The 14,691-nt window shown below is 68.1% G+C and carries 15 protein-coding genes; 12 read left to right on the forward strand and 3 right to left on the reverse strand.

Features of this window, described 5'->3' with window-relative positions; translation table 11 throughout:
• Positions 1–25: 25 nt before the first annotated feature.
• From U0R18_RS16360 to U0R18_RS16400, 9 genes are all read left to right on the forward strand, one after another.
• Complete coding sequence (locus U0R18_RS16360) at positions 26–1,279, forward strand: ammonium transporter (RefSeq protein ID WP_526370207.1); 1,254 nt, start codon at positions 26–28, stop codon at positions 1,277–1,279.
• A 297-nt stretch (positions 1,280–1,576) separates the two neighbouring features.
• Positions 1,577–2,902 carry a type III glutamate--ammonia ligase gene (gene glnT, locus U0R18_RS16365; protein ID WP_526370209.1) on the forward strand — a complete coding sequence of 442 codons (1,326 nt, stop codon included), beginning with the start codon at positions 1,577–1,579 and terminating at the stop codon, positions 2,900–2,902.
• A gap of 20 nt (positions 2,903–2,922) precedes the next feature.
• The gene (locus U0R18_RS16370) at positions 2,923–3,807 is read left to right on the forward strand and encodes a class II glutamine amidotransferase domain-containing protein (RefSeq protein ID WP_526370211.1); all 885 of its coding nucleotides are present in this window, start codon (positions 2,923–2,925) and stop codon (positions 3,805–3,807) included.
• Positions 3,795–4,478 carry a protein glxC gene (locus U0R18_RS16375; protein WP_526370213.1) on the forward strand — a complete coding sequence of 228 codons (684 nt, stop codon included), beginning with the start codon at positions 3,795–3,797 and terminating at the stop codon, positions 4,476–4,478. The genes U0R18_RS16370 and U0R18_RS16375 overlap by 13 nt, the downstream gene beginning before the upstream one ends.
• Positions 4,478–5,806: an FMN-binding glutamate synthase family protein gene (locus tag U0R18_RS16380; protein WP_526370215.1), complete on the forward strand. Its 1,329-nt coding sequence runs from the start codon at positions 4,478–4,480 to the stop codon at positions 5,804–5,806. The genes U0R18_RS16375 and U0R18_RS16380 overlap by 1 nt, the downstream gene beginning before the upstream one ends.
• The gene (locus U0R18_RS16385; RefSeq protein WP_526370217.1) at positions 5,803–6,990 is read left to right on the forward strand and encodes an NAD(P)/FAD-dependent oxidoreductase; all 1,188 of its coding nucleotides are present in this window, start codon (positions 5,803–5,805) and stop codon (positions 6,988–6,990) included. Before U0R18_RS16380 ends, U0R18_RS16385 begins: the two co-directional genes overlap by 4 nt.
• Before the next feature lie 9 nt (positions 6,991–6,999).
• Positions 7,000–7,641, forward strand: coding sequence for a type II toxin-antitoxin system RelB family anti-toxin (relB, locus tag U0R18_RS16390; protein ID WP_526370219.1), 642 nt, complete (start codon positions 7,000–7,002; stop codon positions 7,639–7,641).
• A gap of 194 nt (positions 7,642–7,835) precedes the next feature.
• Positions 7,836–9,707, forward strand: coding sequence for a 2-isopropylmalate synthase (gene leuA / locus U0R18_RS16395; protein ID WP_526370221.1), 1,872 nt, complete (start codon positions 7,836–7,838; stop codon positions 9,705–9,707).
• A gap of 102 nt (positions 9,708–9,809) precedes the next feature.
• Positions 9,810–10,196 (forward strand): SHOCT domain-containing protein, encoded by a 387-nt coding sequence (locus U0R18_RS16400; RefSeq protein WP_526370223.1) that lies wholly within the window; start codon positions 9,810–9,812, stop codon positions 10,194–10,196.
• A gap of 19 nt (positions 10,197–10,215) precedes the next feature.
• Here the strand turns inward: U0R18_RS16400 and U0R18_RS16405 are convergent, their stop codons facing one another.
• The gene (locus U0R18_RS16405; RefSeq protein WP_526370225.1) at positions 10,216–11,205 is read right to left on the reverse strand and encodes a DEDDh family exonuclease; all 990 of its coding nucleotides are present in this window, start codon (positions 11,203–11,205) and stop codon (positions 10,216–10,218) included.
• An 81-nt stretch (positions 11,206–11,286) separates the two neighbouring features.
• Here U0R18_RS16405 and U0R18_RS16410 point away from each other — a divergent pair, with 81 nt between their 5' ends.
• From U0R18_RS16410 to U0R18_RS16420, 3 genes are all read left to right on the forward strand, one after another.
• Entirely contained in the window at positions 11,287–12,519 is a 1,233-nt protein-coding gene (locus U0R18_RS16410; RefSeq protein ID WP_526370227.1) for a MurT ligase domain-containing protein, read from the forward strand.
• A gap of 102 nt (positions 12,520–12,621) precedes the next feature.
• Positions 12,622–13,338, forward strand: coding sequence for a type 1 glutamine amidotransferase (locus tag U0R18_RS16415; protein ID WP_526370229.1), 717 nt, complete (start codon positions 12,622–12,624; stop codon positions 13,336–13,338).
• A gap of 39 nt (positions 13,339–13,377) precedes the next feature.
• On the forward strand, positions 13,378–13,701 hold the full coding sequence (locus tag U0R18_RS16420; RefSeq protein ID WP_526370231.1) for a hypothetical protein: 324 nt from the start codon (positions 13,378–13,380) through the stop codon (positions 13,699–13,701).
• Positions 13,702–13,722: 21 nt separating this feature from the next.
• Here the strand turns inward: U0R18_RS16420 and recR are convergent, their stop codons facing one another.
• On the reverse strand, positions 13,723–14,334 hold the full coding sequence (gene recR, locus U0R18_RS16425) for a recombination mediator RecR (RefSeq protein WP_526370233.1): 612 nt from the start codon (positions 14,332–14,334) through the stop codon (positions 13,723–13,725).
• On the reverse strand, positions 14,335–14,661 hold the full coding sequence (locus tag U0R18_RS16430; RefSeq protein WP_526370235.1) for a YbaB/EbfC family nucleoid-associated protein: 327 nt from the start codon (positions 14,659–14,661) through the stop codon (positions 14,335–14,337).
• Positions 14,662–14,691: the final 30 nt, after the last annotated feature.

Below are 14,691 nucleotides of genomic sequence, written 5' to 3' on the forward strand. Positions count from 1 at the left end.
TGGCCGCGTACCCAGGAGAGGGTTTATGGACACGGGCACAACTGCCTTCATGCTGTGTTGCATCATCGGCCTCACGCTGATGATCCCCGGGCTGGCGCTGTTCTACGGCGGCATGGTCTCGGTCAAGAGTTCGACCAACATGATGATGATGACGTTCGGCTCGGCCGCGCTGGTGGGCGTGCTGTGGGTGCTGTTCGGTTTCTCGATGACGTTCGGCACCTCGACCGGCGGATTCGTCGGCAGCATTACCGAATTCGCCGGGATGAAGGACATGCTCGAATCGCAGACCACGGTCAGCGGGCTGCCGGTGAGCCTGTTCGCGTTGTTCCAGGCGTTGTTCGCCGCCATCACTGTCGCACTGATTTCCGGCGCAGTAGCCGACCGGATGAAGTTCGGTTCCTGGATGGTGTTCGCCGGCCTGTGGGCAGTGCTGGTGTACTTCCCGGTTGCGCACTGGGTGTTCGCGTTCGACGGCGTCGTCACCAAGGACTCCGTCGGCGGCTGGATCGCCAACAACCTCAAGGCAATTGACTTCGCGGGTGGCACCGCGGTGCACATCAACGCCGGAGTGGCGGCCCTGGCCGTGGCGATCGTTCTGGGCAAGTCCCTGAGCTGGGGCAGCGACCGCAAGCCGCACAACGTGCCGCTGACGTTGCTCGGCGCCGGAATGCTCTGGGCCGGCTGGTACGCGTTCAACGGCGGATCCGCACTGGCCGCGGGGAATTCGGCCGCGATCGTGATGGTGACCACGTTCGTCGCGACCTGCGCGGCGACGCTGGCCTGGCTGGTGGTCGAGAAGTTCAAGGACGGGCACGTCACCGGCGTCGGTGCGGCGTCGGGCGCCATCACCGGCCTGGTTGCCATCACCCCGGCCTGCGGTGCCGTCACACCCGTCGGCGCGATCGTCCTCGGTGTGATTGCCGGCGTGATCTGCCCCTACGCCGTGGCGCTCAAGAGCAAGCTGGGCTACGACGACACCCTGGATGTCGTCGGTGTCCACCTGGTCGGCGGGATCGTCGGCACGCTGATGATCGGCTTCCTGGCAAGCGATTCCATGCCGAACGCGACCAACGGAGTGTTCTACGGCGGCGGCTTCGGCCAGCTGTGGAAGCAGGCCATCGCCGCGGGCGCGGTCATCGCCTACTCCTTCATCGTGGCGTTCGTCATCGCCTATGTCCTGAAGCTGACGATGGGCATCCGGGTGGCCCCGGAGGACGAGGAGAAGGGCATCGACTCGACGATCCACCGCGACGGCTCGTACGAGTTCGAGTTCGCGTGATGACGATGCGGCCGCCACGGCCGAGGAGGAATCGCGCCATCGAGTTCGCGTGATGACGATGCGGCCGCCACGGCCGAGGAGGAATCGCGCCATCGAGTTCGCGTGATGACGATGCGGCCGCCACGGCCGAGGAGGAATCGCGCCATCGAGTTCGCGTGAACCCCAAGTAGATAGGCAAGTCCACGAGGAGCCACTTCCCGACGGAACATCCGCCGGGAAGTGGCTCTCTCCGGTTCTCGCGCTGCGCGTTGTTTCATCGTGCGATACATTGATTCCTAACAAGAGACAAGGATCTTCATGAGCTCCTCTGAACTGGCCGACCGGGCCGCCGCCACCGCGACGAAATTCATCCTGGCGTTGTTCGTCGACCTACGCGGAAAGCCTTGTGCCAAGCTCGTTCCCGTCGAGGCCGTCCACCAGCTGGCCACCGAGGGAGTCGGTTTCGCCGGCTACGCGGTGGGCGCCATCGGTCAGGAACCCAAGGACCCCGACCTGATGGCGATCCCGGATCCCGCGTCGTTCACCCCCGTCCCGTTCATCCGGGAGGGCCTGGCCATCGTGCACTGCGATCCGCATGTGAACGGTGCGCCGTGGCCGTACGCCCCACGGGTCATCCTGAAGTCGTTGATCGCCCAGGCCGCCGATGCCGGCTTCGAGCCGTGGGTCGGCGCCGAGGTCGAGTACTTCCTGCTGACCCGGAACCCGGACGGCAGCCTGTCCACCGCGGACGCCGCCGACACCGCCGACCAACCGTGTTATGACGCCCGGGGCGTCACCCGGATGTACGAGCATCTGACGAGCATCTCGACCGCGATGAACACCCTCGGCTGGTCCAACTACGCCAACGACCACGAGGACGGCAACGGCCAGTTCGAGCAGAACTTCGAATACGCCGACGCGCTGACCACCGCCGACCGCGTGATCACGCTGCGCTACCTGCTGTCGATGATCGCCACCGAGCGCGGCATGGTCGCCACCTTCATGCCCAAACCCTTTGCCGATCGCACGGGCAGCGGGCTGCACCTGCACATGTCGCTGACCAGCGCCGGCACCCCGGTGTTTCCCGCGATGGACGCCACGGGCGTTGACGAGCGTGGTCTGGGGCTGTCCCCCACCGCGTACGCGTTCATCGGCGGCATCCTCGACCACGCGAGCGCCCTGCAGTCGGTCATCGCCCCAACCGTCAACTCCTACAAGCGAACCGGGGCCACGTCAACGGCCTCGGGCGCATCCTGGGCTCCGCGCACCCCGACGTATGGCGGCAACGACCGCACGCACTACATCCGCGTGCCGGACAACCAGCGCATCGAGCTGCGCGGCGGCGACGGCTCGGCCAACCCATATCTGGCGATCGCGGCGGCACTGGGCGCCGGACTGGACGGGATCAAACGCAGCGCGGACCCCGGCGTGGTCGGTGCCCCGGCCAACGGTCGCGGCACCCTGCCGCCGACCCTGCTGCACGCCGTGGACGCACTCGAGGCCGACCCGGTGGTGAGCGCAACGCTCAATGCGGCGGGTGACGGGGTGGCCGGTTACTTCGCCGGTCTCAAGCGCGACGAATTCTTCGCCTACCACGGCTCGGTGTCGCCGTGGGAGGTCGAACGGTACCTGACGGCATTCTGAGAACCGAAGGAGCACAACCTATGTGCGGGATCGTGGGGTTGCATCTACGCAATCCTGAACTGGTGCCCAGGCTCGGCGAACTGCTGACGGGCATGCTCTGTGAGATGGCCGACCGCGGCAGCGACTCGGCCGGCGTCGCGGTGTACGGCGATCCGGTGTGGTCACCGGCCGGGCAGGGCTGCGTGTCGGTGCTCGACGTCGAACCGGAGGGCCGCCGCGTCAGCGAGGCGCTGGGTAGGCCGGTGACCGTATGCCGCATCGGTGACACGTGTCAGCTCTCGGCCGCGGCGGATTCCGAAGACCTCCTGGCGGCAGTGCGTTCGGTGTATCCCGGCGCACTGATCTCCGGGTTCGGCACGGATCTCACGGTGCTCAAGGGCGTCGGTCACCCCCGCACTCTCACCGAGCACTGGGGGCTGGCCGGGGCCACCGGCTGGCAGGGCGTGGGACACACTCGGATGGCCACCGAATCGGCGGTCACGCCATCGGGAGCCCACCCCTACGCGGTCGGTCCGGGACAGTGCCTGGTGCACAACGGATCCTTTGCCAACCACGCGACCATCCGGCGCGAGCTGATTGCGGCCGGCGCACAGTTCGACAGCCTCAACGACACCGAGGTGGGCGCCCGGTTCGTGGCCGCCCAACTGGCCGCCGGACGTGACGTCGAGACCGCACTCAAAGAACTCTGCGCGACCTTTGACGGCTTCTACACCCTGCTGGTGTCCAACCGCGATTCCTTCGCGGTGGTGCGCGACGCCATCGCATGCAAGCCGGCCGTGATCGCCGAGACCACCGACTGGGTGGCGATGGCCAGCGAGTACCGCGCGCTGTCCGGTCTGCCGGGCGTCGAGAGCGCGAAGATCTGGGAACCCGAACCCGAGGTGGTGTACGCGTGGCAGCGCTGACGTTCGATCTCACGCAGACACCGTTGCGGACGGTCAATTCCGCACTGCACCAACCCGGGTTGTCCGGTGAATTCGTCATCGAGAATCCGTCCGGCGCACACAATGTGGCGGTCGGGGTGAATGCTCCGGTGCAGATCGGCATCGACGGTCACGTCGGGTACTACGCCGCCGGCATGAATCAGCAGGCCGAGATCACCATCAACGGCAACGCCGGCACCGGGGTCGCCGAGAACATGATGAGCGGCACGGTCTGGGTGAAGGGCAACGCATCCCAGTCGGCGGGCGCCACCGGGCACGGCGGCCTGCTGGTGATCGAAGGCGATGCGGCGGCCCGCTGCGGCATCTCGATGAAGGGTGTCGACATCGTCGTCGGCGGCAACGTCGGGCACATGAGCGCCTTCATGGCCCAGGCCGGCCGGTTGGTCGTCCGCGGCGATGCCGGTGAGGCACTGGGGGATTCGATCTACGAGACCCGGATCTACCTGCGCGGTACGCCGGCGTCGCTGGGCGCGGACTGCGTGGCCAAGGAGATGACCGACGAGCACCATGCCGAGCTGGCGTACCTGCTGAAATCGGCCGGGTTCGAGGACGACGACACCAGGGCCTACACCCGCTACGGCTCGGCCCGATCCCTGTACCACTTCCACGTCGACAATGCGAGCACCTACTGATGAGCTACACCACTGACGACCGGGCCCGACTGGGCCTGCGTGAATCGGCCACCTTCGACCGAGCCACCATCGCCGCGATCCAGCGTGCCGCCGAGACCGGGATCTACGACATCCGCGGCTGGGGCGCCAAGCGCGCATTACCGCATTTTGATGATCTGTTGTTCCTGGGCGCGTCGATGTCGCGCTATCCACTGGAGGGGTATCGCGAGCGGTGCGGCACCGACGTGGTGCTCGGTGATCGGCACGCGAAATACCCACTGCACCTGGATATCCCGGTGACCATCGCGGGCATGAGCTTCGGCGCACTGTCGGGCCAGGCCAAGGAGGCACTCGGGCGCGGCGCCAGCGAGGTCGGCACGTCCACCACCACCGGCGACGGCGGTATGACCCCCGAGGAGCGGGGCCAGAGCAAGCACCTGGTGTACCAGTACCTGCCGTCGCGGTACGGGATGAACCCCGATGACCTGCGCAAGGCCGACGCCATCGAGGTGGTGCTGGGCCAGGGCGCCAAGCCCGGCGGTGGCGGAATGTTGCTGGGGCAGAAGATCTCCGAACGGGTCGCGGCCATGCGCACCCTGCCACAGGGCATCGACCAGCGCAGCGCCTGCCGGCATCCGGACTGGACCGGACCCGATGACCTGACCATCAAGATCAACGAACTACGCGAGATCACCGACTGGGAGAAGCCGATCTACGTCAAGGTCGGAGCCACCCGGACCTACTACGACGTGAAGCTCGCGGTACACGCGGGCGCCGACGTCGTCGTGGTCGACGGGATGCAGGGCGGCACCGCCGCCACCCAGGAGGTGTTCATCGAACACGTCGGCGTCCCGACACTGGCTGCCATCCCGCAGGCTGTGCAGGCCCTGCAGGAACTCGGCGTCCACCGAAAGGTCCAACTGATCGTCTCCGGCGGCATCCGCACCGGCGCCGACGTGGCCAAGGCACTGGCCTTGGGCGCCGACGCCGTCGCGATCGGGACCGCAGCGCTGATCGCACTGGGCGACAACGATCCCCGCTACGCGGCCGAGTACGAAAAGCTCGGGAGCGCCCCCGGCTTCTATGACGACTTCCAGGACGGCCGCGATCCGGCCGGCATCAGCACGCAGGACCCGGAACTGGCCGCACGGCTGGATCCGGTGGCCGCCGGGCGGCGGCTGGCCAACTACCTGCGGGTGCTCACCATGGAGGCCCAGACCATCGCCCGGGCGTGCGGAAAGGCGCACGTCACGCACCTGGAACCCGATGATCTCGTGGCGGTCAGTATCGAGGCGGCCGCCATGGCGCGGGTGCCGTTGGCAGGCACGGACTGGATCCCCGGCCGGTGAGCGAGACGGCAGACGTCGTCATCGTCGGCGGCGGCCTCGAGGGTGCCGCGACGGCGTGGGCGCTCGCCCAGAGCGGGATCACGAATATCGTTGTGGTCGAACGTCATACGGTCGGCTCGGGGATGACGGGTAAGTCCAGCGGCATCGTCCGCTGTCACTACGGGGTGAGCTCACTCGCCGCGATGGCCGCCGTCGGGCTGGAGACGTTCGAGAAGGCCGACGAGGTCTTCGGCTCCGACATCGGCTTCCGGCAGACGGGTTACGTCGTCGGCGTCGGCGAACCCGACGTCGAGAACATGCGCAAGAGCCTTGCCGCCCAACGTGCCGTGGGCGTGCAGACGGAGGAGATCGGTGTCGACGAGGTGGCCAGGATGTGGCCGTGGGCCGACCTCAGCCCGTTCGGCGCGTTCGGCTGGGAAGCGCGCGGCGGCTACGGCGATGCCTATCAGACCGCGCAGGCGTTCATGTGCAGCGCCCGCGCGGCCGGCGTGCGGCTGCGGCAGGGCACCGAGGTCACCGACCTTCTGACCACGGATCAGAAGGTGGCCGGGGTCCGCACCGCGGACGGCCGCGAGATCTCCGCCGGCACCGTCGTCGTCGCCACCGGCGCGTGGACCCGGCCACTTCTGCTGCGGTACGGCATCGACATTCCCATCACCGTCGTGCGCGAGCAGATCGTCCTGATCGATCCGGGTATGGCGGTCGGGCAGGTGCCCGTGTTCTCCGATCTCGTCTCGCTGCAATACGTCCGGCCGGAGGCCGGCGGGGAGATCCTGTTCGGCAACAGCGATCTGGCCGACCCGGGGGAAGCCGATCCGGACGACTACTCCAACCGGGCCACCGAGGAGTTCGTCGACATCACCGTGGACAAGGTGAGCACCCGATTCCCCGGGCTGACGAACGCCTCGCTGAGCTCCAGCTACGCCGGCTGCTACGACGTCACCCCCGACTGGAATCCGGTGATCTCCCGAACGGACATCGACGGCCTGGTGGTGGCGGCGGGCTTCAGTGGTCACGGTTTCAAGATCGCCCCGGCGGTCGGCCGGTTGGTGGCCGATCTCGTCGTGGACGGGCACAGCAGCGACCCTCGCATTCCCGAGTCCGACTTCCGGCTGAGCCGGTTCGCGGACGGCGACCTGCTCACAACGCCGTACCCTTACGCGGCGGCCGGACAGATGCGATAGACAGGTGCCGTGTCCGACCTGATCCGCAACCAGTCCGGTACCGCGCGCGACCGTGACCCCCAGTCACCGGTCGGCGAACTCGAACTCGAATCGGCCATCGGGCAGAACGTCCGCCTGCTGCGCCAACAGCAGGGCCTGACCGTCGCCGACATGGCGACCAGGGTCGGCATCTCCAAGGCCATGCTGTCCAAGATCGAGAACGCCCAGACATCGTGCAGTCTGTCGACGCTGGCGCTGCTGGCCAAGGGCCTCGACGTCCCCGTCACCAGCTTGTTCCGCGGCTCCGACGTCGAACGGCCGGCCGCCTTCGTCAAGGCCGGAACTGGCGCCCGGATCGTGCGCAACGGCACGCGGGAAGGCCACGAGTACGAACTTCTCGGCTCACTGCGCGGGGAACACAAGCGGCTGGAATGCCTGATGGTGACGCTGTCCGAGAAGAGCCAGACCTACCCGCTGTTCCAGCACCCTGGCACGGAATTCCTCTTCATGATCCAAGGCGTCATGGACTACAGCCACAGCCGCTCGGTCTACCGGCTCGAGCCCGGCGACTCGCTGCAGTTCGACGGCGAGGGCGCGCACGGGCCCGCGGATCTGGTCGAGCTGCCGATCCGGTTCCTGTCGGTGATCGCGTTCCCGGATTCGCAGGTCTGAACGCCGCGTTCACCGCAGGTGGGCGCGGGTTTTGGCGCTACCCCCAGCCAGGAGTACAGTGACCGACGTGCAGCGTGTGCTCCTCCTCGGGCGCCGCGACGGGGTCTGATCCAGACTGGCTTCCCGTCGCGGGTCTTTCGCGATGCCGGTCTGATATCCACTGGATCAATTCCAAAGACCATCCGGAGCCACCAATGACCAGCTTCTCTGAATCTTTTGCATCAGCTGTTTCTAGCCCCGACGCATTCAGCTCGGTTCGCACCATCTCCACGCCCGCCGGCGCACCCAATCCCGGCCAGCCCGCCTGGAACACCCAGCGCGGCTCCTCGATGCCGGTCAACCGTTACCGGTCCTTCGGCGACGAGGTCGAGAACATCAAACTGGCCGATCGGACCTGGCCCGACAAGGTCATCGACCGCGCCCCCGGCTGGTGCGCGGTGGACCTGCGCGACGGTAACCAGGCCCTGATCGACCCGATGAGCCCGGCCCGCAAGCGCCGCATGTTCGACCTGCTGGTGCGGATGGGCTACAAGGAGATCGAGGTCGGCTTCCCGTCGGCGTCGCAGACCGACTTCGACTTCGTCCGCGAGATCGTCGAGCAGGGCGCGATCCCGCCCGACGTCACCATCCAGGTGCTGACGCAGTGCCGGCCCGAGCTGATCACCCGCACCTTCGAAGCCTGCCAGGGCGCGCCGAACGTCATCGTGCACTTCTACAACTCGACGTCGATCCTGCAGCGCCGCGTGGTTTTCCGCGCCGATCGCGACGCGGTGAAGAAGATCGCCACCGACGGCGCGGCGCTGTGCGTGCAGACGGCCAAGGACTACCCGGGCACCAACTGGCGCTTCGAGTACTCGCCGGAGTCCTACACGGGCACCGAACTGGAGTACGCGAAAGAGGTCTGCGACGCGGTCGCCGACGTCATCCAGCCCACCCCCGAGTGGCCGCTGATCGTGAACCTGCCCGCCACCGTCGAAATGGCCACCCCCAACGTGTACGCCGACTCGATCGAGTGGATGAGCCGTAACCTGGCCCGCCGGGACTCCATCATCTTGAGCCTGCACCCGCACAATGACCGCGGAACCGCCGTTGCCGCAGCAGAATTGGGCTATCAGGCCGGAGCCGACCGGATCGAGGGCTGCCTGTTCGGCAACGGTGAGCGCACCGGCAACGTCTGCCTGGTGACGCTGGGCATGAACATGTTCTCCCGCGGAGTGGATCCGCAGATCGACTTCTCCAACATCGACGAGATCCGCCGCACCGTCGAGTACTGCAACCAGCTGCCCGTGCACGAACGCCACCCGTACGGCGGCGATCTGGTCTACACCGCGTTCTCCGGCAGCCACCAGGACGCCATCAACAAGGGCCTGGACCAGATGAAGGTCGACGCCGACGACGCCGACTCGGATGTCGACGACATCCTGTGGCAGGTGCCCTATCTGCCGATCGACCCGCGCGACGTGGGCCGGACCTACGAGGCCGTCATCCGGGTGAACTCGCAATCCGGCAAGGGCGGCGTGGCCTACATCATGAAGGCCGACCACGGCCTGGCCCTGCCGCGACGGCTGCAGATCGAGTTCTCCCGCGCGATCCAGGAGATCGCAGAGGGCACAGCCGGCGAGGGCGGCGAGGTCTCGCCCAAGGAGATGTGGGACGCCTTCTACGACGAGTATCTGGCCCCGACCACCCCGCTGGAGCGGATCCGCCAGAAGGTGGACGCCGCCGAGACCGACGGCGGCACCGACACCATCACCGCGGTGGTCAAGGTCGACGGCACCGAACGCGAGATCGTCGGCGCCGGTAACGGTCCACTGGCCGCGTTCTGTGATGCGTTGGGCGCCATCGGTTTCGACGTCAACGTCCTGGACTACTCCGAGCATGCGATGTCCTCCGGCGAAGAGGCGCAGGCCGCGGCCTACGTCGAGGCGTCGATCGGCGGCCGGACGGTGTGGGGCGTCGGCATTGCGACCTCGATCACCACCGCCTCGCTGCGGGCGGTGGTCTCCGCGGTGAATCGCGCGGCACGTCTGGCCCACTCCCCGGGACCTTCGACCCGCACCGTGTGACCATTCGCCCGCCCGCCGGGTCGGCCGTGCGCGGTAGTGTGCGCTGCGGGTGGACTCCATGGGTCAAGCCGTGGCCCGACCACCCCTGACAAGGAGTTCGACGTGAACTGGGGCTCAACCTGGGATTTCCTCTGGCACTTCCTGATCATCTTCGCGTGGATCGCGTATCTGCTGGTGTTGTTCCAGATCCTCGTCGACCTGCTGTGGCGTGACCACGAGACGCGCGGCTTCACCAAGGCGCTGTGGGTGATCGGTCTGATCTTCATTCCGTGGCTGACCGCCCTGATCTACGTCATCGCCCGCGGGAAGGGCATGACGCTGCGGGCCCAGCGTGCCGCGGCCGAGGCGAAGGTGGACCAGGACAACTACATCAAGAAGGTCGCCGGACATTCGCCGGCCCAGCAGATCGCCGACGCCAAGGCCCTGCTCGACAACGGCACCATCAGCCAGCCGGAGTTCGAGGCACTGAAGGCCAAGGCGCTCAGCTGATTTCGGGCCCGTTACGCGGTCAGAACAAGGCGAACTGATCCCCGTCGGCGGTGGTGTCGGCGAACTGCTCGACGTCGGTGCCACCGATCACGTGGGTGACGTTGGCCATGAACTCGCCGTCGGAAACCACCGGAACCCCGTATTCGACCGCAGTGAAACCCTTGCCCTGCAACGGATTCGAATTGTTGCAGATGACCATCGAGGTCTCGGGGTCGACACTCTCGCTGTAGGCGAGCCCGGCGTGCAGGATGCGCTCGACCAGTTCCTCGTGCGTGCGCCGCACCTCGCTGGACAGCGCCACCCGCATGCCCTGCACCATCGGCCGGCCCCCGACGTAGCGGCCCGGATTCTGGTAGGGACACGGCATCCGCGCCGCCAGCGCCTTCAGTGGCTTGAGTTCGTCGTGCGTGATGCGGCCATTCGGCCAGCGGCGCCGGGTGACCGGCCGGACCGGCAGCCAGACCTGCTGATCCCGCGCCCGGTCCAGCGCCGGGGCCAGCACCCGCGAGAGCACCAGCGCGTCGTCGAAGGCGTCGTGCGCCCGGGTCTGGGTGACACCCCAGTGCCGCGCCAGGGTCTCCAGGCGCAAGTTGTCCAGGCCTAGGTCGAGACGACGGGCCAATTCGACGGTGCACATGACGGTGTCGATGGGCAGCTCGACGCGCGCCTGATCGGCCTCGGCGGCCAGGAAGCCGTAGTCGAAGCCGACGTTGTGCGCGACCAGTGTGCGACCGCGCACCAACTCGGCCAGATCCTCGGCGATATCGCCGAAGGTCGGCTGATCCTCCAGCATCTCGGCGGTCAGACCGTGGATGTGGGTGGGGCCCGGGTCGACCCCGGGGTTGAGCAGGCTGACCACCGACTGTTCGACCCGGCCGCCGGCATCGAGCGCCAGGGCCGCGACGCTGATCACCCGCGCCTGATTGGGGTGGAAACCCGACGTCTCGACGTCGATGACGGCCCAACCGTCGCCGTGATCGGTGACCGGGCGGCCCCAGGGGTGGTTCACGAACTCAGAATGGCACGCGACTCCGACAAACCGGCCCTCACCGCGCCGCGGCGAGTCCCGACGCCGAATTAGACTGCCCGGGTGATCACCGCCCGTGGACGCGCCGCCCTGGCCGCAGGCTCCGCGGCACGCTGGGCCTCCCGGCTGACCGGGCGCGGCGCCGGCTCGATGATCGGCGGCCTGGTCGCCATGACCCTGGACAAATCGATCCTGGGTCAGCTCGGGACGGGCCGCCGTTCCGTCGTCGTGACCGGCACGAACGGCAAGTCCACCACCACCCGGATGACCGCGGCCGCGCTGCGCACGCTGGGCCCGGTGGCCTCCAACACCGAGGGCTCGAACATGGACGCCGGCCTGATCGCGGCGCTGGCCGCCGACCGGGACGCGGGCTACGCGGCGCTCGAGGTCGACGAGATGCACGTGCCGCACGTGATGGACGCGGTGGGCGCGGAGGTGGTCGTGCTGTTGAACCTGTCCCGCGATCAGCTGGATCGCGTCGGTGAGATCAACCACATCGAGCGCACACTGCGGGCCGGCCTGGCCCGGCATCCCGATGCCACCATCGTCGCCAACTGCGACGACGTTCTGATGACCTCGGCCGCCTACGACTGTCCCAATGTGGTGTGGGTGGCCGCCGGCGGCGGCTGGGCCGGCGATTCGGTCAGCTGCCCGCGCAGCGGCGAGGTGATCGTGCGGGACGGGGTCCGTTGGTACTCGACCGGGACCGACTTCGAGCGGCCCGAGCCGCAGTGGTGGTTCGACGACGCCGATCTGCACGGACCCGACGGCCTGTCCCTGCCCATGACACTGTCGCTGCCGGGCGCGGTCAACCGCGGCAACGCCGCACAGGCCGTCGCGGCCGCCGTGACCATGGGGGCCGACCCCGCGCAGGCCGTCGCCGCGGCCGCTGCGGTCGACGAAGTGGCCGGACGCTATCGCACGGTGCAGGTCGGCCCGCACGCGGTCCGGATCCTGCTGGCCAAGAATCCGGCCGGCTGGCAGGAGGCCCTGTCGATGGTCGACACCACCGCCGCCGGGGTGGTGATCTCCGTCAACGGTCAGGTACCCGACGGCGAGGACCTGTCCTGGCTGTGGGACGTGAACTTCGAACACTTCAGCGTAGGGAAGCACACCGGCCCCGTCGTCGCCGCCGGGGAACGCGGCACCGACCTCGCGGTCCGGCTGGGCTATGCCGACGTCGAGCACACGCTGGTGCACGACACCATGGCGGCCATCGCCTCCTGCCCGCCGGGGCGAGTCGAGGTGGTCGCCAACTACACCGCGTTCCTGCAACTGAACCGGCGGCTCCCGTGACCGCCAGCGCCGACGATGCAGAGCGAAGCGATGAGGAGGAGGCGGTGTAATGGCCGCCAGCGCCGACGATGCAGAGCGAAGCGATGAGGAGGAGGCGGTGTAATGGCCGTCAGCGCGGTGCGGATCGGCTTGGTACTGCCCGACGTCATGGGCACCTACGGCGACAGCGGCAACGCGGTGGTGCTGCGGCAGCGCCTGCGGTTACGGGGCATCCCCGCCGAGATCGTCGAGATCACCCTGGCCGACCCGGTGCCGGACTCACTGGACCTCTACACGCTGGGTGGGGCCGAGGACTACGCGCAGCGACTGGCCACCAAGCATCTGATCCGCTATCCCGGTCTGCAGTCGGCGGCCGCGCGCGGTGCTCCGGTGCTGGCGATCTGCGCGGCCATCCAGGTCCTCGGGCACTGGTACGAGACCTCGGCGGGCGAACGGGTGGACGGGGTCGGACTGCTCGACGTGACCACCTCCCCACAGGAGTCGCGGACCATCGGCGAGGTGGCCGCCAACCCGCTGATCGAGGGGCTCACCCAGCCGCTGACCGGATTCGAGAACCACCGCGGCGGAACGGTTCTCGGCCCGCAGGCGCGACCGCTGGCCGCGGTCACCAAGGGCGCCGGCAACCGTCTGGGCGACGGCATCGACGGCGCGGTACAGGGCAGCGTGGTGGCGACCTATCTGCACGGCTGCTGCCTGGCGCGCAACCCGGAACTGGCCGACCATCTGTTGAGCAGGGTGGTGGGTCCGCTGGAACCGCTGAACCTCGAGGAGGTCGACCGGTTGCGCCGCGAACGACTGGCCGCGCCACGACGGGTCTGAACCCCCGCACGTTGCGGGCGTCGCCGCTATATTCGCGAGATGCGAGTGATCACAACGCTTCCCCCGCTGGCCGCGGCGTGCGCCGCATTCGCACTCATCCTGCTGCCGGTCGCCCACGCCGACGACGTCGACGGCAAGGGGTCCGGTGACAGCATGATCTACCCGGACTCCCCGGACCCGATGGAGTCGACCTACCCGGGCTACTGGGAGGGCGGCGGCCACGCCGGCGGCACCGGCATGGAGTCGCAGAACAACTCGCCCGGTTACACCCTGGGCGGCGAGCACGCCGGTGGCACCGGCGACGAGTCCCAGGACGATTTCCCCGGCTACAGCCAGGGTGGCCAATCCGCCGGAGCGTTCTAGACCGGTTCGGTATCCACCGGTTCAGGCCATTGCGCGGCGGCCCACCAGGGCACGCCCCAGGGTGAGTTCGTCGGCGAATTCGAGGTCGCCGCCCATCGGCAGCCCGGACGCGATCCGCGTCACCGTCAGGCCCGGGATGTCGCGCAGCATCCGCACCAGGTACGTCGCGGTGGCCTCCCCCTCGGTGTTGGGATCGGTGGCGATGATGATCTCGGTGATGTCGACGCCGTCGACGCGCTCGCCGATCCGGTTCAGGAGTTCCCTGATACGCAGCTGTTCGGGTCCCACTCCCGATAGTGGATCCAGCGCCCCGCCCAGGACGTGGTAGCGACCGCGGAACTCCCGGGTCCGTTCCACCGCTTGGACGTCCTTGGGCTCCTCGACCACGCACACCACCGACCCGTCGCGCCGGGCGTCGCCGCAGATGCGGCAGCGCTGTGCGTCGGACACGTTGCCGCACACCTCACAGAAGGTGACGCCGTCGCGCACCCGGCCGAGCACCGCCGTGAGCCGGTCGATGTCGGGCGGCTCCACCGACAACAGGTGGAACGCGATGCGCTGCGCGCTCTTGGGACCGATCCCGGGCAGTTTCCCGAGCTCGTCGATCAGATCCTGTACGGGGCCTTCGAACACCTAGATGCCCAGCGAGTTGCCCATACCGCCGGCCAGCGGGCCGAGCGTGTTCTGGGCCAGCTCTGCGGCCTTGGCGGCCGCGTCGGACAGCGCGCCCACGATCAGGTCCTGCAGGGTCTCGGGATCCGACGGGTCGATGACCTTGGGGTCGATGTGCACCGCGGTGACGCCGCCGCTGCCGTGCATGGTGACCCGGACCAGGCCGCCGCCGGCCTCCCCGTGCACCTCGGCGCGCGACAATTCCTGCTGCGCCTGCATCAATTTCTGCTGAACCTGCTGCGCCTGGGCGAGCAACGCCGACATGTCGATCTGGTTATCGGGTTGCATGACGGTCCCCTTGCATGTTGGTCTCGACTT

Source organism: Mycobacterium sp., assembly GCF_046330795.1.
In the GTDB taxonomy this organism is placed as follows: domain Bacteria; phylum Actinomycetota; class Actinomycetes; order Mycobacteriales; family Mycobacteriaceae; genus Mycobacterium.

Coding starts and splice junctions, on each gene's coding strand:
- glnT (WP_526370209.1), top strand. CDS start 1,577: ATGAGCTCCTCTGAACTGGCCGACCGGGCCGCCGCCACCGCGACGAAA.
- leuA (WP_526370221.1), top strand. CDS start 7,836: ATGACCAGCTTCTCTGAATCTTTTGCATCAGCTGTTTCTAGCCCCGAC.
- U0R18_RS16415 (WP_526370229.1), top strand. CDS start 12,622: ATGGCCGTCAGCGCGGTGCGGATCGGCTTGGTACTGCCCGACGTCATG.
- U0R18_RS16380 (WP_526370215.1), top strand. CDS start 4,478: ATGAGCTACACCACTGACGACCGGGCCCGACTGGGCCTGCGTGAATCG.
- U0R18_RS16430 (WP_526370235.1), bottom strand. CDS start 14,661: ATGCAACCCGATAACCAGATCGACATGTCGGCGTTGCTCGCCCAGGCG.
- U0R18_RS16360 (WP_526370207.1), top strand. CDS start 26: ATGGACACGGGCACAACTGCCTTCATGCTGTGTTGCATCATCGGCCTC.
- U0R18_RS16420 (WP_526370231.1), top strand. CDS start 13,378: ATGCGAGTGATCACAACGCTTCCCCCGCTGGCCGCGGCGTGCGCCGCA.
- U0R18_RS16370 (WP_526370211.1), top strand. CDS start 2,923: ATGTGCGGGATCGTGGGGTTGCATCTACGCAATCCTGAACTGGTGCCC.